This is a genomic window from Roseivirga sp., assembly GCF_965216855.1.
Taxonomy (GTDB): domain Bacteria; phylum Bacteroidota; class Bacteroidia; order Cytophagales; family Cyclobacteriaceae; genus Roseivirga.
In genome coordinates this window covers 4434461-4458861 of record NZ_OZ244204.1, presented here as the reverse complement: position 1 = coordinate 4458861, position 24401 = coordinate 4434461, and the positions used below count along the sequence as shown (strand labels likewise).

18 protein-coding genes are annotated in these 24401 nt (G+C 42.5%); 11 read left to right on the top strand and 7 right to left on the bottom strand.

Annotated elements, in window-relative coordinates:
• The first annotated feature begins 100 nt into the window (after nt 1–100).
• On the top strand, nt 101–814 hold the full coding sequence (locus ACOOEY_RS19675; protein ID WP_420386437.1) for a pseudouridine synthase: 714 nt from the start codon (nt 101–103) through the stop codon (nt 812–814).
• Here ACOOEY_RS19675 and ppk2 (ACOOEY_RS19670) read toward each other — a convergent pair.
• From ppk2 (ACOOEY_RS19670) to ACOOEY_RS19660, 3 genes are all read right to left on the bottom strand, one after another.
• Nucleotides 768–1562, bottom strand: a complete 795-nt coding sequence (ppk2, locus tag ACOOEY_RS19670; RefSeq protein ID WP_420386436.1) for a polyphosphate kinase 2 — start codon at nt 1560–1562, stop codon at nt 768–770. The two genes, ACOOEY_RS19675 and ppk2 (ACOOEY_RS19670), sit on opposite strands and share 47 nt — an antisense overlap.
• On the bottom strand, nt 1559–2458 hold the full coding sequence (gene ppk2, locus ACOOEY_RS19665) for a polyphosphate kinase 2 (RefSeq protein ID WP_420386435.1): 900 nt from the start codon (nt 2456–2458) through the stop codon (nt 1559–1561). Before ppk2 (ACOOEY_RS19665) ends, ppk2 (ACOOEY_RS19670) begins: the two co-directional genes overlap by 4 nt.
• 94 nt (nt 2459–2552) lie before the next feature.
• A complete protein-coding gene (locus ACOOEY_RS19660) occupies nt 2553–3575 on the bottom strand; it encodes a DUF1573 domain-containing protein (protein WP_420386434.1) in 1023 nt (340 codons plus the stop codon).
• 116 nt (nt 3576–3691) lie between these two features.
• Here ACOOEY_RS19660 and trpS point away from each other — a divergent pair, with 116 nt between their 5' ends.
• Nucleotides 3692–4663, top strand: a complete 972-nt coding sequence (gene trpS, locus ACOOEY_RS19655; RefSeq protein WP_420386433.1) for a tryptophan--tRNA ligase — start codon at nt 3692–3694, stop codon at nt 4661–4663.
• A gap of 80 nt (nt 4664–4743) precedes the next feature.
• On the top strand, nt 4744–5268 hold the full coding sequence (locus tag ACOOEY_RS19650; protein ID WP_420386432.1) for a hypothetical protein: 525 nt from the start codon (nt 4744–4746) through the stop codon (nt 5266–5268).
• A 50-nt stretch (nt 5269–5318) separates the two neighbouring features.
• Here the strand turns inward: ACOOEY_RS19650 and ACOOEY_RS19645 are convergent, their stop codons facing one another.
• Nucleotides 5319–8324 carry a T9SS type A sorting domain-containing protein gene (locus tag ACOOEY_RS19645; protein ID WP_420386431.1) on the bottom strand — a complete coding sequence of 1002 codons (3006 nt, stop codon included), beginning with the start codon at nt 8322–8324 and terminating at the stop codon, nt 5319–5321.
• A 393-nt stretch (nt 8325–8717) separates the two neighbouring features.
• Here ACOOEY_RS19645 and ACOOEY_RS19640 point away from each other — a divergent pair, with 393 nt between their 5' ends.
• Together ACOOEY_RS19640 and ACOOEY_RS19635 are read left to right on the top strand one after the other, a co-directional pair.
• Entirely contained in the window at nt 8718–10757 is a 2040-nt protein-coding gene (locus tag ACOOEY_RS19640) for a M3 family metallopeptidase (RefSeq protein ID WP_420386430.1), read from the top strand.
• Nucleotides 10758–11942 carry an MFS transporter gene (locus tag ACOOEY_RS19635; RefSeq protein WP_420386429.1) on the top strand — a complete coding sequence of 395 codons (1185 nt, stop codon included), beginning with the start codon at nt 10758–10760 and terminating at the stop codon, nt 11940–11942.
• A 7-nt stretch (nt 11943–11949) separates the two neighbouring features.
• Here the strand turns inward: ACOOEY_RS19635 and ACOOEY_RS19630 are convergent, their stop codons facing one another.
• On the bottom strand, nt 11950–12540 hold the full coding sequence (locus ACOOEY_RS19630; RefSeq protein ID WP_420386428.1) for a peptidylprolyl isomerase: 591 nt from the start codon (nt 12538–12540) through the stop codon (nt 11950–11952).
• Between the two features lie 68 nt (nt 12541–12608).
• Here ACOOEY_RS19630 and mog point away from each other — a divergent pair, with 68 nt between their 5' ends.
• From mog to ACOOEY_RS19610, 4 genes are all read left to right on the top strand, one after another.
• On the top strand, nt 12609–13157 hold the full coding sequence (gene mog, locus ACOOEY_RS19625) for a molybdopterin adenylyltransferase (protein WP_420388672.1): 549 nt from the start codon (nt 12609–12611) through the stop codon (nt 13155–13157).
• A gap of 90 nt (nt 13158–13247) precedes the next feature.
• Entirely contained in the window at nt 13248–16097 is a 2850-nt protein-coding gene (locus ACOOEY_RS19620) for a TonB-dependent receptor (RefSeq protein WP_420386427.1), read from the top strand.
• A gap of 13 nt (nt 16098–16110) precedes the next feature.
• Entirely contained in the window at nt 16111–17607 is a 1497-nt protein-coding gene (locus ACOOEY_RS19615) for a hypothetical protein (protein ID WP_420386426.1), read from the top strand.
• 51 nt (nt 17608–17658) lie between these two features.
• Complete coding sequence (locus ACOOEY_RS19610) at nt 17659–20505, top strand: TonB-dependent receptor (RefSeq protein WP_420386425.1); 2847 nt, start codon at nt 17659–17661, stop codon at nt 20503–20505.
• Here ACOOEY_RS19610 and ACOOEY_RS19605 read toward each other — a convergent pair.
• Nucleotides 20502–21386 (bottom strand): TolB family protein, encoded by an 885-nt coding sequence (locus tag ACOOEY_RS19605; RefSeq protein ID WP_420386424.1) that lies wholly within the window; start codon nt 21384–21386, stop codon nt 20502–20504. The two genes, ACOOEY_RS19610 and ACOOEY_RS19605, sit on opposite strands and share 4 nt — an antisense overlap.
• A 115-nt stretch (nt 21387–21501) precedes the next feature.
• Between ACOOEY_RS19605 and ACOOEY_RS19600 the strand changes: the two genes are divergently transcribed.
• Nucleotides 21502–22518: a pirin family protein gene (locus ACOOEY_RS19600; RefSeq protein WP_420386423.1), complete on the top strand. Its 1017-nt coding sequence runs from the start codon at nt 21502–21504 to the stop codon at nt 22516–22518.
• Between the two features lie 73 nt (nt 22519–22591).
• On the opposite strand, the gene ACOOEY_RS19595 is transcribed toward ACOOEY_RS19600, so the two are convergent.
• Nucleotides 22592–23719, bottom strand: coding sequence for a PQQ-dependent sugar dehydrogenase (locus ACOOEY_RS19595; RefSeq protein WP_420386422.1), 1128 nt, complete (start codon nt 23717–23719; stop codon nt 22592–22594).
• 126 nt (nt 23720–23845) lie between these two features.
• On the opposite strand from ACOOEY_RS19595, the gene ACOOEY_RS19590 reads away from it, so the two are divergent.
• Entirely contained in the window at nt 23846–24349 is a 504-nt protein-coding gene (locus tag ACOOEY_RS19590) for a flavodoxin family protein (RefSeq protein ID WP_420386421.1), read from the top strand.
• The last annotated feature ends 52 nt before the right edge of the window (nt 24350–24401 follow it).

Below are 24401 nucleotides of genomic sequence, written 5' to 3'. Positions count from 1 at the left end.
CTCGAGGAATTAGCTAAAAACAGCAGATCCTGAAACAAGTTCAGGATGACGTATATTTGGGCATTCGCCAGACACGGTGCGCAATACTCAATACGATTCAATGCTCGAAATCCTCTACCAAGACAAAGACCTGATAGCTATTAACAAACCTCATGGGCTCTTAGTACATCGTTCGCCTATAGCTACCAATACGGATACTTATGCGGTACAAGAGCTCAGAAATCAAATCAACCAACATGTCTACCCTATTCACAGGCTGGATAGAAAAACTTCAGGAGTACTTTTATTCGCCTTGAACAAAGAGTTGATTACGGGTTTGATGAAGCAATTTGAAGAGCATACTGTCACCAAAACCTATGTGGCCATTTTGAGAGGTTATACAGCAGATGAGGGCACAATAGACTATGCCCTGACTAATGACAAAGGCAAAACGCAGGAAGCTGTAACTCACTACAGGACGCTAAAAAGAACCGAAATACCAGTTCCCTTTGGAAAGCATGAAACATCGCGCTATTCATTGGTGGAAGCCAGACCTGAAACCGGAAGGATGCACCAACTCAGGAAACACTTTGCTCATATTCTACATCCAATTATTGGAGACAGGCCTCATGGCTGCAATAAGCAAAACAAGCTGTTCCTTGAAAAATGGGAAATGGGGACTATGTTACTTCATGGTCAGCATTTGAGCATAAAACACCCCGTTACCAAAGAAAGCTTATCATTTAAAGCCAATGTGAGTTCGGAGTTCCAGAGGGCTCAGCAAATACTCAACCTTCAGTTTCCCGATAAGGAATACGCTTCAGAATATGTTTAATCACTGATACCCGAGCGGTAGTCTTTCTGTTAGCCCTTAGTATGATCCATGGATTTTTCTCGGTATTGGTATGGGCAAACATATGTTCTTTGTACTCGGTATAAGTATCCCAAAGGTCCTGAGCTACTTCATCTACCGGAGACATCTTCCATCTTTTCAATGGGTTTGAAGCAATGTCATCAAAGCGATCAGCTTGCTCCTTTTTGGTGATGGAGAAGTAAAACTTCATCAGGATGATTCCGTCATTGGTGATCATATTCTCAAAGTCATTGACTTCTCTCATAAAGCGGTCATACTCTTCCTGTGTGCAGAATCCATTCACTGGTTCAACTACTGCACGGTTATACCAGCTTCGGTCAAAGAGCACTATCTCACCCGGATTAGGCAGCTTGTTGATGTATCGCTGAAAATACCATTGTCCTCTTTCCTGCTCTGTAGGCTTTGGTAAGGCGACAACCCGGTAGTTCCTGGGGTTCAGGTGGTGAGTTACCCTTCGAATAGCGCCACCTTTACCCGCTGCATCACGCCCCTCAAAAAGAAGACATACTCGCTGGTTATTCTTAATCACCCACTGCTGCATTTTGATTAGCTCAACCTGCAGATCTTCCAGCGTCTTTTCATACCGCACGTAGCGCAAGACTTTGTCCGGGTTAATATCATCACCCTGGGCTAATAGAAGCTTAATGGCCTTATTAGAATTGAGCAGTTTGAGCTCCTTCTCGGAAAAGAAATATTTCTTCTTCATCATACCAGGTGATAGATTGATCGGTGAAACCTCATAACCACATTCGGGTCGGGTAATACTGTAGTATTAGCGCTTTCCTTACCCTCATATTCGAATTTGGAAAGCACGTGCCTTATGCTTTCGAGACGAGCGATTTTCTTCTTATTGGTTTTAATGATTGTCCAGGGACTGAAAGTGTTATGCGTTCTGGCAAACATCTGCTCTTTGTAGTAGGTATATTTTTCCCACATTTCCTGCCCTTTCTCATCCACCGGACTCAATTTCCATTGCTTAAGCGGATTACTTCTTCGGGCATCAAATCTCCGTCCCTGTTCCTCTTTATTGATAGAAAACCAAAGCTTGATAACATGCACTCCATCTTCGAAAAGCATATGCTCAAACTCAGGCACCTGTCTCATAAATTGCTGATACTGTTCCTCAGAACAAAAACCCATAACAGGCTCAACAACCGCCCTGTTGTACCAGCTGCGATCAAAGAAGACTATTTCACCGGCATTAGGTAATTCCTTGATATAACGTCTGAAATACCACTGTCTCTTTTCAAGATCAGTTGGTTTATTCAATGCGACTACCCTAAGTGAACGTGGGTTCATATGTTCAATGAACCTCTTGATGGAGCCTCCCTTTCCGGCAGCATCACGACCTTCAAAAATGATAGCAACACGTTGCCTGGTATCGGCTATCCATCGCTGCCACTTAACGAGCTCAATCTGTAATTGCTCCAGTTGATGCTCATACTCAATATTAAACAAGGCTTTGCTGTAATCCCGGCCTCTTTCCTGAAGAATAGCCTCCAGATCGGCACGAGACTTTATATTCGAAAAATCATCATTTGTTAACCTCTTTGACTTCTCGAGGTTATTCTGGATGGAATCATCGGTGATTAAAAATTCACTCATAACGGTGCTTTCAGGGGCTTCTAAGATAGAAAATTCTGTTAAAGTAGTAGGCCTTGAAGCACTATTGATTAACTACATTTTTAAGATGGCAGATTTACTTGACATGTGCTTTGAAAGTCAGCACCATGGTCGGGTTAGAGGGATCGTTGGAGAAAACCGCCAGGGTCTTTCTTTCTAAACCTATTCTGTTGGTCGCATCAAAGGTCACTGTCATTCTAATGCTTTCACCACTACCCAGGTTCATTTTAGGTATTTCATAACTCAAACAATCACAGTTAGACTGAATTGATTCTAACTTTAACGGGGCCTTCCCCAGGTTGGCTAAAGTAATATCTACTGACTGCACCTCTCCTACTTTCATGACCTTAAAGTCATGGTTAATGATGCTACTGGTTATGTTGGGTGCACCTGACACCTGCTCTTCACTATCGTATTGAACAGCTGGCAGTAAGGTATACTGAACTGGTAATTTTCCTATCAACTTCTCATTGATCATCAGGTCGAAAGTTGTTCGCTGAAATCCTGATGTTGCTTCATCGGACGCTACCATATAGAGTGTCATATGTCCAAACTGATTGTGCTTGATCGTAGACGGAGTAAAGCTCACCCAGGTACTATCACTGATTTTCACATCCTTCAAGTCCAGATCTTCGCCACCGAGATTATAGACATCGAAAGTGGCCTGGAGTGTATCACTTTTATACCCTGCTCTTAGATTAAAGACTCTCTCTTTAGCTCTAAATGGCCAATGTGTATTTCTGTAAGCTTCAAACACATCAATCTCAGGTGCTAATATTTGTAAGCCTAACTGAAACTTCTGCAAAATCAGTTCACTGGTACCCAGTTCAATCTCATACTCATAAAAACCCGGAGTTTGGGCAAGCTCTACCGTGAATGGGATTACAAGTGTATCATTGGGAGCCACGGTTTTCTGCTTGAAGTCCAAATTAATTGTTTTAGACTGACTACTCAGCTTCAGTTTCACCGGGTTATTGGAATGATTAACCCAGGCAACCTCTCTTTCAAGTGATTTAAACTCTCCTTCCACTACTCCCATATCGACAAACCTGACTTCTTGCGCTGTCAGCAAATTGGTCAATATGAGAAGTAGGAACATGATACTACTTCTATACATCTACGAAAACCTTCTTTATTCTTGATTCGGTCAAAATTAAACGAACTAAGATTGATTTGAGCCTGTCAGTTTTATTTAATTTGCCCAAAATTTTACTAATGGCAAGAATACTTACAGGAATACAGAGTTCAGGCAAACCGCATTTAGGAAATATTCTCGGAGCCATTCAACCGGCTGTAGCGCTTTCTAAAGATGAAAAGAATGAATCGTTCTTCTTCATTGCCGACCTTCACTCATTAACCACAATAAAAGATCCGCAAACCCGCATTGAGAATACTAATGCTGTAGCGGCCGCCTGGCTTGCCTTTGGTTTCGATACCAAGAAGAATACATTCTACCGTCAGTCACGGGTACCGCAAGTTTGCGAATTGACCTGGTATATGAACTGTTACACTCCATTTCCTATGCTGGCGAATGCTCACAGCTTTAAGGACAAGTCTGACAGGCTTTCTGATGTAAATGCAGGCTTATTCACTTATCCTGTATTAATGGCCTGTGACATTCTGCTTTATGATGCCAACATAGTTCCGGTAGGTAAGGACCAGAAGCAGCACCTGGAAATGACCAGAGATATTGCCAGTACAATCAACCACCAATATGGCGATGTATTCGTATTGCCTGATGCCCGAATTGACGAGAACGTTATGACTATCCCTGGGATCGATGGACAAAAGATGAGTAAGTCTTATGGTAACACGATAGACATCTTCCAACCAGATAAGGCACTTAGGAAGAATATCATGAAGATCGTAAGTGACAGCACACCGCTGGAGGAACCTAAAAACCCTGATACGGACAATACTTTTGCTTTATATTCTCTTCTGGCATCAGCTGAACAGACTGAAACCATGAGACAGAACTACCTGGCAGGCAACTATGGTTACGGCCATGCCAAACAGGCTCTATATGAACTGATCATCGACAAATTTGCCAGAGAGCGCCAATTGTACAATGATTACATGAACAACCTTGATGAATTGGAAAAAGAACTTTCCATCGGAGAGGAAAAAGCATCTGCCGTTGCTGAAGAGGTTTTATTGAGAGTTAAGAAGGCTCTTGGATTTGCTTAAGGTAACTCTTGTTACATTCACAATATTTTTTGCACCATAATTGGTTGTAGTGCGTTAAATTAGAGTCAAATCCAAGGAATATGAAAAAGCTACTCTTTCTTTCTCTCATATCATTGTTAGTACTCGGTTGTGATAATCAGTCAGGTGAAGCCGAGTTCACCGGGAATGAAGTAAGTTTTGATATGATTCCCGGCTCAGTCAATGGTAATGAAACCAATGGTACACTAACCATCAGAGAAAAGTCGAACGGATTAGCTCAAATAGAAATAAACCTTGAAGGAGTTCTGACTAATGCGAATCACCCTGTACACCTTCATTATGGCAGTCTGGCTGACGATGGTAATATTGCCACTTTATTGAACCCTATTGAGGAAGTAAATGGAATAGGCAAAAGTATTACCATACTGAACGAATTTGAGAATGGAACAGCCATTACCTATGCCGATTTAGTTGGCTTCAATGGTAGCATCAAAATTCACTTTGAAGCCTCAGGCCCCTTAGAAAATGAAATTCTCGGGTCGACCAATATTGGATCTAATTCTACAGAAAATGCAGCTTATCTGAGTGGTGAAAAGTCAATCACCATCTGCAACTCAGATTATTAACGAATCACTACCTTTCTGGTCGTCTGAATGGCTCCCTGATAAAGTCTAACTTAGTTAACTAATAGACGCTTAGTCAACCTTTGGTCGGATTTTGTAAGAATGATCAAATAAGTTCCTTTTGGCAAACCGGGAATAGACAATTGATCGGTATTGAATGATTGTGATGCACTAGTCCAGACAACCTTCCCTAAAGAATTCAATACAGAGATATTAAAGTGCTCTTCAACTTCAGTAGACAGTTTAATGGTCATTGGATAACCTGAATTTGAAGGATTAGGATAAATAGTCCATTCAAGTTCTTTTTCCCTGGGTTGAAAAAGAATAGAAACAACTTCCGAATACTCTATCAATCCACTGAAATCTGTCTGTTTCAATCTGTAGAATGATCGACCTGCCACAGGTGTCTTATCTTCATAAACATAATTCTGAACAGAATTTGAATCTCCAGCTCCCTCAATTACGGCTACTCTCTCGAAAGTTTCTCCATCGGTTGATCTTTCGAGTGTAAAGAAGTTATTATTAATTTCTGAGGCTGTCTTCCAACTGATCTGTACCATATCCGATAGCACCCTGGCCTCAAAGCTTATTAACTCAACCGGTAGTCGATCGAGGTTGTTATCCATCGCATAGAGATCTCCCCAATTATCTCCACCAGTAATAGTAGCTGTATTGTTAGTGGCATTGACAGTCCCATTGTCTTTCCAGTCAAAGAAGGACTCTCCAATCGGCTGTCTGTAAAGAGCTGCAATCAGGTTAGCCTCTGTACCTGTAATATCTCCATCGATGTATTGATAACTCACATCAAACTGAGGAGAAGTAATATCGTTTCCGGTCAGCGTCCAGTATCTGGAGATGTAGTCTGTCGCTGTTACTCCATCATCGTTACCTCCTGCGCCCAGGTTACCTGTATTCCTGTTGGGGTGATTGGCATCAGTAATGTCCATTTCGACATAAGGATTACTGCCTAATGTGCCGGAATTGATAGTGAAAGAAGTGATAGGCGAATAGTCATTACTATCGCCAATTGGAAAACTATTAGTAGCTCCAACCGAAGTGTAGTATTGGCGTAAAACCCCTGTACCGTTAATACGAATATAATTAGAAGCATCACCTCCCGATATAGTAGCACCGGCAGCCATTTCAAGGTCAAAGCTTCCTAACTGAACAAAGCCTTCGGTAATGGTGAGGGTACCATTTACCCGAACATCAGCCGCCAGATTGACTGTCTGATAGTCTCCTGTATTGGTTTGAATAACCACATTATAATAATCATTGGCAGAAGAGGTAGTGGTCCTCCATTGTTGATTATAGGTTTGGGCAGCATAAACAACTGTATTACCAGTTGCTGAAGCCGTAAAATTGGCCACAGAGAAATTAGTACCTCCACTGTTATTACCCTGATAAATCAGTGTAGCATTGGCACCATTGGTAAATGAACCGGTTCCATTAAATGTACTTCCAACCTGAAGCGTACCGGTATTAGTATAATTACCTGGCGAGTTGATTTCAATATCACGAATTGTCAAAGTATTACTTCCTCCAATAGTTCCTGAAGATCCTGTGAGTGTGTATAGGCTTGTGCCGTAACCCGGGTCTCCAGTAAAAACTCCGTTATTGGTGATATCTCCATTAACAGTGACATTATTAGGCTGAGTGACATTCCAGTTTCCAGAGGCATTAACCAGTATTGAACCGATTGATTTGGTTCCTCCGGTATTATTAAACGTCATGGTTCCATCCAGTTCTACTGTACCACTTACATACAAGTTTACCCCATTAATGAATATCTCATTTCCTGTGGTTACATAAAATCCGTTTGTAATGAAATCTCCTCCTTGAAGGTTGGCTGTGCCCCCATCATATGTGAAAGTTCCGGATATATCCAGAGTGGAACCTGTACCACTAAAAAGCACTTCTCCTGCCGTCATGCTCACATCACCGGTCACATTAACTTCTCCATTGTTATGATCGTACTGCCCTCCGGTAATGTTGAAATCACCACCAATATTAACAACTGCTGAAGCATTATCCGGAGTAAACTCTCCTCCCTGAAGGTTCAGGTCGTTACCTATACTGGCAGTTACAGCATTGACCTGAAGAATACCACTTTGAATAGTCAGATCATTACTAACATTGATGCTTCCTCCAAATACCAGAGAGCCGCTCGATTTATTGAGTACCAGGTTAAAGTATGAGCCGGTAAAAGCTGTTGGACTGCCATAACCGGTATAAGTAATTGTATTTCCGGTAGCTGCAGCATTGAAAGAACTCACACTAAACGGACCTCCATTTTGCAACTCTAATTGCCCACCATTGCCATTGGTGAAAGTACCGGTTCCTGACATGTTATCTCTAATCTGTAAGTTACCTTCATTTGTATAGTTGGCTGGAGAGTCAAAATTGGCTTCAAACAGACTTATTAGGCTGGCACCTCCAAAGGTGCCGGAAGAACTGGTAAAGTAGAATGTCTGACCAAAACTAGTGGCTGTAAAGACCCCATCGTTCACAAGGTCTCCATTGAAGTAATAGGTATTCCCACCGGAAAGTGTAAATGATCCGGTCGCTCCAATGTTTACATCTCCAAAGTTTCCTGTTCTTCTGTTACCATTAATAGCAAGAGTTCCCTGAACATCTACAGACCCTGTAAAAGTATAGGTAATCGATGGAATACTAAGTGATGCACTCGAACTGACGGATGTACTACCTGATACAGTAAAAGTCTGATTTGCCGAATATCCATTGAAAGTAACACTACCATTGACCACCACATTGCCACCCACATTCAGACTTCGGGTTCCTCCATTATAGGATATACCCCCACCACTAAAAGTGAGGTTATTACATTCCTGATTGGCAATGAGTGTAATGGTGTGACCGGATTGTATAATGACATTGTCGTTGATATCCGGAATCCCATCAGCGTCCGAACCACTAACCAGCGTCCATCGTGCCGAAGTATTCCAGTTCCCTCCACTGGCCGATTGGAAAGTAGCCTGACCGTAAACCCCCGTAAATGAAGAAATTACAATAAAAAAACTGATAAAATAAGATTTCATCGTTTAGGTGACTGTTAGTTGAATCGCGCAGACTTACGAAGCTTATCGCTTCTCGGATCTACCGTCCACAAAATTTTATTCGTTTTTTTAATTACAAATTTATGTATGTGAACAACGATAATAATTATACATGTGACCTAACGATGTCCCTACTTAAGGGTAGGTGCTTATTGCTCTTTTTATGTCAGCAGTAAATACAGGCTACCAATGGCATTTAGTCGTGAGCCAGCGGTCGCTGTTTATGGACAAATGGTCTTACATAAACACATCAAAGAACAGGTTCAGAATATGGAGGTTGATGAAACATTTTATTCATCTATGCATGTTCATTAAACCGACTGAATTAGGCGCATTTCCACCAGAACAATTAGTTTTGACACAAAGACAGATTATATGAATCCATTACTCTCTTTTTCAGGAGATATCAATACTCCTCCAAAGTTTTCAAACATCAAAAACGAGCATTATAAGCCGGCCATTGAACAACTCATAGAGGAAGCTAAAAACGAAATAGAGGCTGTTGCTAATCAGAAGAATACCCCCACTTTTGATAATACTATCGCGGACCTCGAGTTTGCGGGTAAAAAGCTGGACAGAGCTTCTGCCATATTTTTTAACCTCAACAGCGCAGAAACCAATGACGAAATGCAGGCCATTGCCCGTGAGGTTTCTCCTCTGCTTACAGAGTTTTCAAACGACATACTACAGAATGAAACTCTATTCAAACGGGTACAAACCGTTTACGATACAGTGGACAGGAACGAGCTGAGTGAAGAAGATAAAACCTTGCTGGATAAAACTTATAAGGGTTTTGTCAGGAATGGGGCATTACTGGACAAGTCCACGAAAGATGAGCTTAGAAAGATTGATGTAGAACTCGCTCAACTCTCATTAGAATTTGGAGAACATGTATTGGCAGAAACCAACAAATATGAGCTCATCCTTGAAAATGAAGATGATCTGGAAGGTTTACCTGCATTTGCCAGGGAACAGGCATCTGATACTGCTGAAGCTAAAGGTTACGAAAATAAGTGGGTAATCACACTGGAGTACCCCAGCTACGTTCCTTTCATGACTTACTCTGCCAAACGCGATTTAAGGGAAAAACTAGCCAAAGCGTTTGCATCAAAAGCCTTCAAAGGTGACGAATTGGACAATCAGCAAATTGTTAAAAAGATCGTTGAGCTCCGGAACAAAAGAGCTAACCTGCTGGGCTATAAAACGCATGCACATTTCATTCTGGAAGAACGTATGGCAGAATCGCCTGAAAAAGTGATGGAATTCCTTGGAGAGATTGAAAAATATGGAAAGCCAGGAGCCAAAAGAGATGTGGAAGAAGTGGCTGATTTCGCCAGGAGAATTGATGGCTTGGAGAAGCTCGAAAAGTGGGATTTCGCTTACTATTCAGAAAAGCTGAAAAAAGAGAAATACAATGTGGACGATGAATTACTGAAACCATACTTTCAGTTAGAAAAAGTCATTGATGGGGTTTTCCAAACAGCTGAAAAACTCTATGGCATAAGCTTCATTGAGAACAAAAGTATCGACCGATATCATAAAGACGTTACTGTTTATGATGTTAAAAATGAGAATGAAGAAGAAGTAGCTATTTTCTATGCTGACTTCTTCCCCAGGGCGGGAAAAAGAGCCGGTGCCTGGATGACTTCATATGCCGGCCAGTTTAAAGACGCTTCAGGTAAGAATCACATTCCATTGGTATCAATAGTCTGTAACTTTACCAAGCCGGGTAAAACCACACCCTCCCTCCTCACTTTCAATGAAGTCACTACTCTTTTTCATGAGTTTGGACATGCACTGCATGGTATGTTAGCCAATGGTAAATACGAAAGCCTTTCTGGCACGAGTGTCTATTGGGACTTTGTGGAGCTACCTTCTCAGATTCTCGAAAACTGGTGCTATGAGAAAGAATGCCTCGACCTTTTCGCAAGACATTATGAAACAGGAGAAACGATTCCTGAGAATTATATCGAGAGAATTAAAGAATCAGCCAACTTTATGGAAGGCTACCAGACTATGCGCCAGTTGAGCTTCGGCATGCTTGATATGGCATGGCATGGTACAGAAAACTTACAGGTTGAAAGTGTAGCCAATTTTGAGCAGGAAATCATGAGTAAAACTGATGTACTCCAGCCTATAGAAGGCACCAATATGAGCTGTTCATTCTCGCATATCTTTCAGGGAGGTTATTCAGCAGGCTATTACAGCTATAAATGGGCAGAAGTGTTGGATGCTGATGCGTTTGAGTATTTTAAAGAAAACGGCATCTTCAACCGTAAAGTAGCCGACAAATTCAAGAAACATGTACTCTCTGCCGGAGGTTCTGAACATCCAATGACACTATACAAAAGATTTAGAGGTCAGGAACCGGATGTAAAGGCTCTTTTAAGACGAGCAGGTTTGCTGGAAGAATAGTTGAAAACAACACCGAAACATATATTACCAGTCATTGTATTTGCACAGTTTGCCGGCACCTCACTATGGTTTGCCGGCAATGCTATACTTCCGCAAATTCAACAGACATGGCAATTACCTGAAAACAGCATAGCTCAGGTAACCTCCAGCGTAATGCTGGGTTTTATTGCCGGAACATTACTTTTTGCCCTCACTTCTATAGCTGATAGATTTCAGGCTTCAAAAGTATTTTTTATTTCGGCTGTTTTAGGAGCAGCATTGAACTCTTCGGTGCTTCTGGCTGGAAATTCCTTTACTGCTTTACTCATCTTCCGATTTCTCACGGGTATATGCATTGCAGGAATTTATCCGGTAGGAATGAAAATCGCTTCCGACTGGTTCGATGGCAGGCTTGGCAAAGCATTGGGCTTTCTCGTAGGTGCTCTGGTATTGGGTTCAGCCTTTCCTCATCTCCTGAATCATTTCGGGGCTGGCTATGATTGGAAGCCGGTCCTGATTGGTACATCAGTTTTGGCCGTAATTGGCGGGATGCTTATGCTGTTCTTTGTTGGTGATGGCCCGGCAAGAGTCAAAACATCCGTATTTTCTCCGCGATATGCCTTTCAGGTTTTTAAAAAGAAGGAGTTTCGATGGGCAGCCTTTGGCTACTTCGGACATATGTGGGAGCTCTATACCTTTTGGGCATTTCTTCCTCTAATACTCACTTACTTTGCCAGGCAAAACGACCTGGATTTACCTGTCAGTTTGTGGACCTTCATCATCATGGCTTTGGGAATGGTCGGTTGTATCTCAGGTGGTTACTTCTCTATTAGAAAAGGAAGTGCTAAAGTAGCTTTTGGCTTCTTGCTCACCTCAGGGATACTGTGCCTGATCTCTCCTTTTCTCTTTCAACTACCTCCTATTATCTTCCTGATTGCTTTATGTTTATGGGGACTGGCTGTTATTGGAGATTCAGCCCAGTTTTCCTCCCTGAATGCCCAAACAGCACCCGTGGAGTTAAAGGGAACCGCCCTGACTATTGCTGTGAGTATCGGGTTTTTACTTACCATTCCGAGTATTCAATTACTTCAGTACCTGACTGAGTTTCTACCCGAAGAATGGCTTCTGTTTACACTGGTACCTGGTCCTGTATTTGGTCTAATGGCTACCAAAAAGCTATTTAAAAAGCAATCACTCACCACCTGATTCAGACTTAGTAATCCATTACCTGATTCAACTCAAACCCAAGCGCCTTAATTTCCTTCTCCGTCATCTCAATAACATTGACATCCAAAGGAATAGATTGAATAGGTTGGTTAATACTATCCTTCTCCACTTTTACAATCTGACTGACTACATCCATTCCCTTAATGACATGACCGTAAATCATATAGTCTCCATCCAGTCGCTTGAGTCCCTTTTCATTCTGAACAATATAGAACTGACATGCCGCAGATAGTTTGTCCGGGTTATTATCCCTGCCTGCGCCAAATGCACCGTAGACATGTTTATGTCCTGCCTCAAATTCAGGTTCCAGCAAATGAACAGAATAGGCAAAACCTTCGGGAGTATCGGGACAACCTCCTTGAGCCACAAAATTCTCAATCACACGATTGAAAGTGTAATCGTCATAATAGCCTTCTTCAGCCAGCTCGAGAAAAGCCTCCTTGTGCTTTGGCGTATCGTCATAAAGCCAGATAAGTATTTCACCCAGACGGGTATTGATTTGCCCCACCTGATAAGTAGGTTCAGGAGAACAGCCTACAAAGAGAATAATGACAAAGAGTAGGAATAGCTTCTTCATGGCCGAATATAAACAGATAATCTCTTATCTAACATTGGATATGAATTCAGACCATTGTTTCTTTGAGTATGGATTTGGATGGAATTGCACCAGTTAAAATAGGCATTATTACAGTATCGGATAGGGCCAGTAAAGGCGAATATGAAGACCTTTCGGGTCCGGCCATTATTGACACGCTCAATGACTACATCAAAACCCGTTGGGAACCCGTCCACCAGGTTATTCCAGACGAACAATATCTGATTGAGAGCACCTTAAAGCAAATGGCCGATAAAGAAAAGTGTTCCCTGATTGTCACCACCGGAGGTACAGGTCCGGCTCCAAGAGATGTCACTCCTGAAGCAACCGAAGCAGTCTGTGACAAAATGATGCCTGGCTTTGGAGAATTGATGAGACAAGTGAGCCTGCAGTACGTCCCTACTGCCATCTTATCCCGTCAAACAGCTGGTATCCGTGGTAACAGTCTGATTGTCAATTTACCAGGAAAACCCAAGTCCATCAGAGAATGTCTCGAAGCTGTTTTCCCCGCTATTCCCTATTGTATTGACCTGATTGAAGGGCCTTACATCGAAACCAACGAAGAAAAGATTCAGGTATTTAGACCAAAGGGAGTATAACTACACAGGCGGTAATTACTTTTCCTATACAACCCGTTTTACTTTTATTGATAATACTAGCTATAAACTAAAACTAACCGACCTATTACATTGAGAAAATCTACTATAAGACTCTGTCTTGTTCTCCTCACACTTTTCACCTTATTTAATTCTTCTGCCTTTGCACAGGTAGTTGCTGGTAAGATTGTGAACAGTGCAACGAACAACCCTATCCCATTCGTTAATGTGACGATTGTTCAGGAAGAGGGCTCAAAAAAACAAATTGGAGTAGCCTCCGATGAAAACGGGATATTCCTGATTGGTATTTCGCAACCGCTTCCCATAGAGCTGGAGTTTACCGCTGTGGGATTCCTAACCAGGAGAATTAAAATTGAAGAATACACCAGAGACCTGGAGGTACGCCTTTCAGAAGACTATATGCAACTGGGCGATGTCTACATCACCAGTGACAAAACTTCAGAGCAGGATCTCAAAGCTCCGATTGAAACGATCAAAGTCGGACTGGTTCAGCTTCAAAGTACTCCCTCATTCAACTTTTATGAATCACTGGGTAACCTTAAAGGAGTTGACCTCACAACGCAAAGTGTGGTTATTAACACAGTGAATACCAGAGGTTTTAACTCCAGTACTAACCAACGATTTCGTCAGTTTACAGATGGTATCGACAACCAGGCACCAGGTCTCAGTTTCTCCCTTGGAAACATCGTAGGGCCCAGTACGCTAGACATTGAGTCTGTACAACTGGTACCAGGTCCCTCTTCTGCCTTCTATGGTCCTTCCTCATTCAATGGGGTACTGGAAATGACAACGAAGAACCCTTTCGATTATCAGGGTTTCTCCTTTACAGCCAAGGCAGCTACCGTTTCAGTAGAAAAGGATAAGTCTAAGTTCTTAAACTTTGGAGATAACTTCATTTCTGATTTCTCAGCCAGATATGCAGTGGCTTTCAAAGATAAGATCGGTATCAAGCTGAATGCCTCCATACTCGAAGGGGTTGACTTTAGAGCCAATAACTACGACAATATCGGTCCTGGAGAAGTATATGAAGACACTCACTCCATTGAAAACCAAAGTATTAATCTGGTCAACGTTTATGGAGATGACCGTGCCGCCTTGTTAATTGTACCAAGAGCTATTGTTCCTGCTGGTGGTGAGGGTGGAGGATTTTCTTCCTCCGTATTGGATACCGCTCTTTACGTAACCCGTCAGGGATACAGAGAAGAAGACCTGGTAAACTACAATGCCAGGAACCTAAAATTGAATGGTGAAATCCAGTTCAAACTGAATGAAGACATCGTTTTTAGTGTAGCGGCATTCTATGGACAAGCCGATGCGATGATTACCAGTGATGATCGTATTGCACTAAGAGATTTTGATATTTTCCAGCAAAAGGCAGAAGTGAAAGGTAAAAACTTCTTGCTCAGAGCATATCAAACACAGCAGGATGCCGGAAACACCTACAACGTAGGTCTACTGGGAGAGCGAATCGTTCAGGCAGCTAAGCCTGATGAAGTATGGTTCGATCAGTATAGAAGACTGTATCTGGCCGGCCGTGGATTCGTTGGCGCCCGATCATTTGCCAATTCACAATTCCCAGGTAACTATATCAGACGTTTCGAGCCCGGAACGGAGCAATATGATTCTGTAAGAACAGCTGTTATTAACCGTGAAGTATCAGATAATGGTGCCAGAATCTTTGATAAATCAGAGTTAAAGCATGTTGAAGGTATGTACAACCTTACCGAAATGCAGGACTTTTTCAGCAAACTAACTGCAGGAGGTAGCTACAGACTATACGACCCGGAATCAAATGGAACACTGTTTACCGATACTTTGGGCAATGATGTCACTAATTACGAGTACGGTGCTTTCATTGATTTCGCCAAAGAATTATCAGATAAAACTGAAGCTTCTGCCTCATTGAGGTTCGATAAAAACGAAAACTTCGAGGGTAAATTCAGTCAGAGATTATCAGTTGTTCATCAATTGAAAGACATTCACTACATCAGAGCATCATTCCAAAGAGGTTTCAGGTTCCCGAATGTAAGAGAGCAGTTCTATAACCAGGACTTAGGTGATAAGATCATTATAGGTGGTTTGAGTGAAGTAACAGACTACTATCAGTTGCAAGGCAATGCTTTCCTTCAGAATGCACTCAACGATTATAATGATGCAGTGGCACAAACTGTTTATGATGAAGATGCCAAGCTTCAGGGAGCTAAACTACAGCACCTCAATATTTTAGCGGATGGCATTGTAAGTCAGGAAAGATTCAGAGGCCTTGAGCCAGAGCAAATCACTTCATTCGAGTTAGGCTACCGAAGCCTTGTTCAGGATAGAAGAATCTTTGAAGTGACTTACTACAGAAACTACTACAATAACTTCATTGGTAACCTTAGGGTAGTGAAGCCAAGAACCAGTCCTTCTTCCGACCTGGCCAGAGCGGCTGAACAAGCGAACAGCCCGGGTTCAAGTGACATCTTCTTCGTTACAGCCAATGCCGATGAGCAAATCATCACTCAGGGATTAGAGCTGCTTTACGATATTTCAGGTAGTAGCGGAGTGAATTTTGCAGTGAATGCTACTTTCGCAGATATCATTCAAAATTCCAGTGATCCATTGGTTCCAGGCTTCAACACTCCTCCTTTTAAATTCAATGTAAAGGTTGGACACAGAAGAATCAGCCGAAACTTTGGAGCAGAGTTCACCTGGAGATCCAGAACAGAGTTTGAGTGGCAAAGTGCATTTGTCGATGGAACTGTAGCTGGATTTAGTACATTCGATCTTCAAATGAGTTTAAGAATGCCAAGCATTAACTCTTTCATCCGTGTAGGCGGTACCAACCTTCACAATATTGGACAGTATAACAGTTTCGGTGGTCCCGAAATCAATGCTTTCTATTATATCAGTTTCACATACGACCCATTCCAATCCCGTTAATATTTAGAGCATCATGAGAAGTAAAATATATTTATTCGTTTCATTCTTCGCACTGGCACTGGTATCATGTGAATATGAATTTCCAACCCCTGCCGAAGAAGCTCCTCAAGAGGCACAAAATGCAGACTTGTCGCAAATGACTTTTGTTGGAGGTAGCCGCTTTGCCGGAACAATAGACGGAGCCTATTCCGCTAACACTGCTCAGTTTAACTTGCCATACCTAATGTTACGTCAAGGTAATTTCGTAGAGCAGGATGCTCTGGTAGGCCCTAATGCTAATATCACCAGTAGTTTTAATGTTTACCTTAATGCTGACGTTAATGGAAGCACCGGTGCCTATGAGGCCTTTTATCCAAGTTTGGATACTACTCTTTTTAAAAGAAGAACCATTAGTGGCGCGGCTTTAACATTTGGTAATGGAGGAGCTACTGACCTCAGGTCTTACAGTTTTCCTGGTATGAGCCTGGGAGATATTACAGGAACATCGCCTAACAATAGCTACCTCAATGCCTTCTACCCCTCTCTGTCTGGTTCTTTGATGAGCCAACTTGATCAGAGCACATCAACGTTTATGATCATTGATGCGGGATATGAAGATATTATCAACTTTGCCATGAATGGTGCAGCCGGCAATGCAGAAGTAGCCACCACCAATGCTTTAACATTCGGTGATCTTCCTTCCGAAGCACTTTTCAGATCACAACTGGAAGACCTGGCTAATACGCTGATTGATGGTAACAGAAAGGGTGTCTTATTAAATATTCCTTCAATCTTGCAATTCCCTGTTTTCTCAAGAATTGAGTATGACCTTACACCATATATCGATGGAACTCCTGCTCTTAGCACCGCAAGATCACAAGCCAGTACACTGAATAACAAGCTTTTAGCCTATTACGCCCAGAATCCGAATATTCCATCTGAAGACAGACGTCCTTTATTCGATTTTGCTGGTGACAACAGAGGTAACTGGGGTATTATTAATGAAGACCCAACCCTTGCCGATGTCAATTATAATGGTGAAGAACTGCCGAAAATCAGACATGCCATGAGTAATGAGTACTTCATTTACGAAAATGAAAATGCTCTGAGAACAGGATATGGTTCAAACTTCGACAACCCGGTACCTAATAATAGGTTCATCACCGCTGCCGAAGCTGAACTGATCAACCTCAAGATTGCTGCATTCAATCAGATCATTTCTGATGTAGCTGCTGCCTCTAATGGTAACCTGGTAGTAGTTGATACCAAAGCATTCTTCGATACCCTGTATGAAGGTTACGACAGAGTGCTCAACAACTCGCCTCAGGGTACTACCATAGATGGTGTATTCTATGAGCCTTTGATTAGTGAGTTTGGTATTTTCTCAGCCGATGGACTTAATCTGAATCCTGCAGGTAATGCCATGTTAGCCAATGTAATTATCAACGGTATCAATAATGGCTATAATGGTAATTTAAAAGGAGTTAACCCTAACGCTTTACCGGGCACCAACTTTAAATTAGGTCAATGATATAATTTAGAATTAAATTGTCGAGCTAATCACCAATACAACCTTTAAAACATGAGGACATCTGATCAACTGATAAAGCTCACTGGCAAAGTCAGCTTTATCTTATTGCTTACTTTCTTCACAAGTGGACTATATGCTCAGGGGATCAGGGGAAAAATTGTTGATGCAGTCACTAAGGAGCCTGTGGGCTTTGCCACCATTGCTGAAATTGATGCACAAGGCCGTAGAACCAATGGTGTTTCAGCAACTGAAGAGGGTGAATTCTTCATAATTGTCAAAACACAGGCTCCTTATAATCTTGAAGTTTCACGAATAGGCTACATGACCAAAAGAGTACAGGTAGAAGCCCTGACGAACAACCTGGTCATTGAATTAAGAGAAGAAATCTTCAATGTAGAAGGCTTTGAATTCACAAGCCAGAAGCTCACCGAAGAAGAGCTTCGTATGCCTATTGAAATGGTCAGAATGAGTTTAAAGGAGATTCAATACACTCCTTCCTTTAACTATTATGACGCTATTGGTAACCTGAAGGGTATTGACCTGACAACTCAGAGTACTGTCATTAACACGGTAAATGCCAGGGGCTTTAACTCCAGTACAAACCCAAGATTCAGACAATTTATTGATGGAATAGACACTCAGGTGCCAGGACTCGGTTTCTCTTTGGGAAATATTATCGGACCAAGTTCATTAGATGTTGAAAGCGTGGAAGTACAGCCGGGACCTTCTACAGCCCTTTATGGTCCCTCCTCTTTCAATGGTGTGCTTCTCATTAATACCAGAAGCCCAATCGACTATCCCGGATTCAGCTTTACGGCCAAAGGCGCAACAGCAGCCATTGAAAAGACCAACAAAGACTTCTTTAGACTGAACAACTTTATCTCAGAGCTATCTGCACGTTATGCCGTTTCTTTCAACGATAAATTTGGTGTTAAAGTAAGTGCTACGGCCTGGCAGGGAGTAGACTTTCATGCCAGAAACTACCGAAATAAGGGCGCTGGTTTCCCCTATGAAACAGAATACAATAAAGACAATCAAAGTATTGACGGAATCAACGTTTATGGAGATGACCGGGCAGCCATTGTATCTCTACCCATTCCCGCGAATGGCGGTACGGGTGGCTTTGTCGATTCAGTTTTCTATGCTACCCGAAACGGCTATAGAGAAGAAGAACTGGTGGACTATCAAGCCAGTAACCTGAAGTATAATGCCGAATTGGAATATAGAATTACCGACAAGCTCAGAGCCTACCTCCTGACTCAATATGGTAAGACCAATGCCATGATTTCCGGTATTGACAGGTTCAAGCTCAGAGATTTTGAAGTACAACAACATAAGTTTGAACTGAAAAGCCCCAACTTCCTTTTCAGGGCTTATACAACCATCCAGGATGCAGGAACCAGTTTTAATGTAGGTGCTTTAGCAGATGCTATGAATCAGATTGCTAAACCCGATAATGTCTGGTTCAACCAGTTCCAACAATTTTATCGCTCCAACCCAACAGGTATTTTTCGGTACGAAAGAGCCAGAGACTTTGCCAATACCAACACTGTAGGTGGGTACTTGCCAAGGTTTGAACCGGGAACTGAGCGTTTCGATTCTCTGAAGTCCGTACTGACAGAAACATTCGATCAAAGCCGTGGAGTAACCTTATTTGATAGATCAAAGCTCTATCATACCGACATTCAGTATAACTTTAAAGACCAACAGGAGTTCTTCAAAGATTTGTTGATTGGTGCCAGTTACAGGCTTTACGATCCAGATACCCAGGGTGCTGTCTTCCCGGATAGTGACATGAATGACATAACCAATTACGAATACGGCATCTATGGGCAAGTTCAGAAGGAAGTGGCACCAAGACTGGAGATGACCGCCTCATTACGTTATGATAAAAATGAAAATTTCGATGGAAAACTCAGTCAAAGATTATCGGGAGTTTACCAACTGCAAGACATTCATTACCTGAGAATCTCTGCCCTAAGAGGTTACCGCTTTCCTACTGTGTTAGAACAATTTCAGGATCAATTCCTGGGTGATAAGCGTGTTGTGGGTGGCCTTGGCTACATCACTGATCCTTTAGATTTAGGAGGTAATGCCTTTTATGATAATGTGATCAGAGAATATAATGAAAGAGTATTTGAGGAAGTAAACACAAATGGCTCCAGCGTAGAAGCTGCGAGAATTGACCTCTTGCCTACTGTGACTGATGGCATTATACCGGAGAATATTTTCAGTGGAATTAAGCCTGAGCAGGTCACTACTTTCGAAATTGGTTACAGAAGCCTGGTGGAAGAAAAAAGGATTTTTGAAGTAACGATCTACAGAAACTACTATGAGAACTTCATAGGGAACATTAGAGTCATTAAACCACAAACCAGCCCGCAGGTAGACCTACAAAGGTCGGTAGAACAGGCCAGCAGCCTGGGTTCTAATGACCTAATCTTTGTAACAGCCAATTCAAGCAAAACAATTATAACCCAGGGAATCGAGTTCCTGTATGACATCACCGGATCGACCGGATTGAACTTCTCTGTCAATGCAGCCTATGCTGATATCATCAGAGAAAAAGATGATCCTGTTGTGCCAGGCTTCAACACCCCTCCGTTCAAATGGAATGTGACAGTAGGTCATACCAGAATAAGTCGTGCTTTAGCAGCTTCATTGACCTGGAGATCAAGAACTACCTTCGAATGGCAAAGTCCATTTGCAGATGGCTCCGTAGACGATTTCTCTACTTTCGATTTACAGTTGACCTATAGAATACCGGAAATTAAGTCAGCGATCAGACTAGGTGCCAACAATGTCCACAACATCGATCAATACAATACTTTCGGTGGACCGGAGATCAATGCCTTCTACTATTTGAGCTTTAGTTACGATCCCTGGCAAATTCGTTAGTGACTAGCCGGTAACCAGGCTGGTTCTCCATGATAGAAGTCTCCTGAAGTAATTTTGGTAAACTTACCATCAGCTATATCGATGGTGTAAATCTGATCCCCATCGTTTTCGGATGTGCCATGAAAAGCAATCTTCTTTCCTGATAAAGACCAGGAAATCTCTTGTTCTGCATACGGGGTAGATGTCAAGCGAGTTATATTTCCGGATTCCAGTTCAATAATGTAAATATCCTCTTTGGTATCTTCTCCCTCCTCGCGCATCGTCACCGCTATACGCTTTCCATCAGGCGACCATGTATTATACTTTTCTATGAGTTGATTATCGGTTAACTGCTTTAACTCTCCTGAAGCAATATGTAATGAATACAGCTCATTAGAACCTGTTCGATCGGAAATAAAGGCCAGCTTTTCACCATCAGAAGAAATGGAAAAACGACCATTGTAACTGTTAGTATTGGTCAGCTGAAAACGGTTATTTCCATCCAGGTCACACTTCCAGATATTACTCACATCACCGTCAGCCATGGTGTAGAAGATGGTCTGTCCATCGGGAGAAAGCTTGAAATTGGGTAGCTGGCTATTAGGCAGTGTATCCGTCTGTCCTGAACTTAGGTCACGTGCCACTACCGAAAAATGACCAGAAGTATCATCCGTATAATACACCATCTTGCCCAAACCTGCATTCCAGTAGGGTTGCCAGTCAAAACCGGGATTGGTAGTTAGCCTTTCTTCCCATTGGCCCAAAACATCAGATGAATAGAGGTCAAAGTTCCCATTGGCCCTTTTTAAATAGACCAGTTTTTCAGCAAGAGTCTTATCACCTGATGCACAAGCAGCCAACAGCAGAGCCAAAAGAAGAATACTTACCCACTTATTTTTCATGAAAGCAAAACCAGACAAACCCAAAACTGTTTTATGACAGAAGATTTCCGCAATTTTAAACAAATGCTAAAACTTTCCTCCATTTTTACATGTTGCGACATATAAAGAATTCACCATGAGCAATTCCATCAAAAGAATCGAGAGACTTCAGTTTCCCTGGCAAACACAAGACCCATTTCTTTTCTGTGCTTTTCACAACGACCTTTACCCCAAGGGTAATGGTCAATTAGGCCCATCGACCGGAACATCAGGCCGAGCCATTGGGTCAGACTTTAGTGGAAAAGATGGGTGGAGTATGTATCACGGTGACACAGTACCTGGATTCCCTGCGCACCCTCATGCAGGTTTTGAGACGATTACTATTGCTGAGAAAGGATTGGTAGATCATTCAGACTCTCTTGGGGCAGCCGGAAGATTCGGTAATGGTGATGTACAATGGATGACTGCCGGAGCTGGTGTTCAGCATAGCGAGATGTTCCCGCTCTTGAAAGATGATGAAGACAATCCCCTGCTGTTATTCCAGATATGGCTCAATCTTCCAAAAGCCAGTAAAAAGGTCGATGCTTACTTTGGTATGCTTTGGCATGAAGACATCCCATTCTATCATCACACCGATGATCAGGGCAAGAAGACCTCTGTAAAGGTAATTTGTGGAGAATTGGGTGATATAAAACGCTACGCTCCCGCTCCGGATTCCTTTGCTGCTCAACCAGATAATCATGTGGCAGTTTGGATGATTGATATGGAAGCTAACGCTGAATGGACTATACCAGCCAGTAGCGCTGAAGCCAACAGAAGTCTCTACCTATGGAGCGGAGATCATATTGAAATTGAAGGAGCTGAAGTACCCAATATGCATGTGGTTAAACTCAACGCAGAAGAAAGCACTACCATTAAAAACGGAAATCAGTCTGCTAAATTCCTGTTCCTGCAAGGTAAACCCATCGGTGAGCCGGTAGCTACTTACGGCCCTTTTGTGATGAATTCGAATATGGAGATCCAGGAGGTAATGATGGAATATCAGCGCACGCAATTCGGTGGCTGGCCCTGGCCGTCACATGCCCATACGCATGATCCTGCTAAAGGTCGCTTCGCCAAACATGCCGATGGCAGAGTTGAAGAAAGGGGGTAATTCGGTGATTTGAAATTTGACCAATGTTCATAAAAAAAGCCCTTGAAAAAGGGCTTTAAAGCTTTTTAATAGATTACTCATTGACCAATCGGTAGAGTCCTCCTCCTTCTACCCCTACATACAGATAGCCATCGTTGCCCATTTCAACATTACGCACGCGGCCAATACCTTCAGCAATCTTTTCTTCCCTAACTACCTGATTATCTTCCAGAACTAATCTCACCAGATAGCTAAACTTCAGTGAACCTACAATCAGGTTGCCGTCCCAACCTTCATATCTGCCATTCTGAACGAAGGCCATACCACAAGGCGCAATGGAGGGTACCCAGTAGGTCACAGGCTGCTCCATCCCTGCTCTGGCAGTTTCGTTAGTAATGGGAGAACCACCATAGTTCACACCATAAGTGATTACCGGCCAGCCATAGTTCGCCCCCTTCTTAATCAGGTTCACTTCGTCACCACCCTGTGGGCCATGCTCATGCTCCCAGATATCTCCTGTTTCCGGATGAGTAGCCAATCCCTGAGGATTTCTATGTCCGTAGGAATAAACAGCTTCCTTAGCTCCGTTCTGACCCACAAAGGGATTGTCTGCCGGAATACTGCCATCATCATTCAATCGGTACACCTTGCCCCCGTCACGGCTAATATCCTGTGGATTGACATCGCGATTACCCCGATCACCAATAGAAAAGTAGACATGATTCTCACGATCGAATGCAATGCGGCTACCAAAGTGTTGACCTGCTGTGGAGTTGGGTGAGCCTTTGTAGAGCTGTTGCAGGTTTTCAAACGAAGTACCGTTCCACTGTGCTCTGGCTAATGCTGTCATAGCACCACTGCCTGAACCTTCATCACTGGCATAAGTAAAATACACCCATTGGTTGGATTCAAAATCGGGATGTAATTCAATATCCAGCAAGCCGCCCTGACCACGCACTACGCTTTCAGGACCTCCTGATACATCATCATTGATAATCACACCATCCTCCAGCAATACAATTCTACCTTCTTTCTCTGTAACCAGTATTTTACCATCAGGCAAAAAGGCCATTCCCCAGGGGTTCTTCAGGTCTCCATTGACCAGCTCAGCCTTTACTCCTGCAGCTTGTTCTGGATTCTTAGATGGGGTATTTACCGATTCTGCCGAGCATGAGAGGCTCAGAAATGACAGACCGATACAAAATGTTGCAAGCTTTTTCATGACGATACAATTTATCACTAAACACGTCAAGCCCCGGTTTAGGTTTGAGAAATTACAGGAAAAACATGAACCATTGGAACTATAAGGACACTCAATGACCTCTATTCCATAGCTAAGCAAAAGTAAATGGTCAGGGATACAAAGAATACACTGGTTATACTGGGAAGCGCAAGAGGCGATGGTGACACCTTCGATTTGGTGAATACGCTTTTAAAGGATATAGATTTCAAACTGGTCAACCTTCTCGACTGGCGGGTTGAAGAGTACAACTATGATGAAGAGTACTCAGAAGAAGATCAATTCCCGGAAATCATCGAACAGATGAAAGAAGCAGACCTCATCATTTTTGCCACTCCCGTTTACTGGTATAGCATGAGTGCTCAGCTGAAAGTTTTCTTCGATAGAATGACTAACCTGACCGATCTTTACAAGTCAACAGGTAAAGCATTAAAGGGGAAGTCTACTGCGCTTATCTCCACCGGATCCAGCGAAGAGGTACCCGAAGGTTTTTATGTGCCCTTCAGAGACACCTCCCATTATTTTGGAATGGAGTTCAAAAGAGGCTATTACCAAAGCTCAAAAGCAAACCATTTTCCAAAGGCAGATCAGTCTTTTATAGATATACTCTGACCACTGTAAAGGCAGGACATTTCTACAGTTTTGTTAATTTCAGGAGAATCAA

Excerpts from the sequence above, each read along its gene's own strand:
- ACOOEY_RS19605 (WP_420386424.1), bottom strand. The coding sequence starts at position 21,386 with ATGAAAAATAAGTGGGTAAGTATTCTTCTTTTGGCTCTGCTGTTGGCT.
- ACOOEY_RS19600 (WP_420386423.1), top strand. The coding sequence starts at position 21,502 with ATGAGCAATTCCATCAAAAGAATCGAGAGACTTCAGTTTCCCTGGCAA.
- ACOOEY_RS19610 (WP_420386425.1), top strand. The coding sequence starts at position 17,659 with ATGAGGACATCTGATCAACTGATAAAGCTCACTGGCAAAGTCAGCTTT.
- ACOOEY_RS19615 (WP_420386426.1), top strand. The coding sequence starts at position 16,111 with ATGAGAAGTAAAATATATTTATTCGTTTCATTCTTCGCACTGGCACTG.
- ACOOEY_RS19650 (WP_420386432.1), top strand. The coding sequence starts at position 4,744 with ATGAAAAAGCTACTCTTTCTTTCTCTCATATCATTGTTAGTACTCGGT.
- ACOOEY_RS19590 (WP_420386421.1), top strand. The coding sequence starts at position 23,846 with ATGGTCAGGGATACAAAGAATACACTGGTTATACTGGGAAGCGCAAGA.
- ACOOEY_RS19645 (WP_420386431.1), bottom strand. The coding sequence starts at position 8,324 with ATGAAATCTTATTTTATCAGTTTTTTTATTGTAATTTCTTCATTTACG.
- ACOOEY_RS19640 (WP_420386430.1), top strand. The coding sequence starts at position 8,718 with ATGAATCCATTACTCTCTTTTTCAGGAGATATCAATACTCCTCCAAAG.
- ACOOEY_RS19630 (WP_420386428.1), bottom strand. The coding sequence starts at position 12,540 with ATGAAGAAGCTATTCCTACTCTTTGTCATTATTCTCTTTGTAGGCTGT.
- ppk2 (WP_420386436.1), bottom strand. The coding sequence starts at position 1,562 with ATGATGAAGAAGAAATATTTCTTTTCCGAGAAGGAGCTCAAACTGCTC.
- trpS (WP_420386433.1), top strand. The coding sequence starts at position 3,692 with ATGGCAAGAATACTTACAGGAATACAGAGTTCAGGCAAACCGCATTTA.
- ACOOEY_RS19675 (WP_420386437.1), top strand. The coding sequence starts at position 101 with ATGCTCGAAATCCTCTACCAAGACAAAGACCTGATAGCTATTAACAAA.
- mog (WP_420388672.1), top strand. The coding sequence starts at position 12,609 with ATGGATTTGGATGGAATTGCACCAGTTAAAATAGGCATTATTACAGTA.
- ppk2 (WP_420386435.1), bottom strand. The coding sequence starts at position 2,458 with ATGAGTGAATTTTTAATCACCGATGATTCCATCCAGAATAACCTCGAG.
- ACOOEY_RS19595 (WP_420386422.1), bottom strand. The coding sequence starts at position 23,719 with ATGAAAAAGCTTGCAACATTTTGTATCGGTCTGTCATTTCTGAGCCTC.
- ACOOEY_RS19660 (WP_420386434.1), bottom strand. The coding sequence starts at position 3,575 with ATGTTCCTACTTCTCATATTGACCAATTTGCTGACAGCGCAAGAAGTC.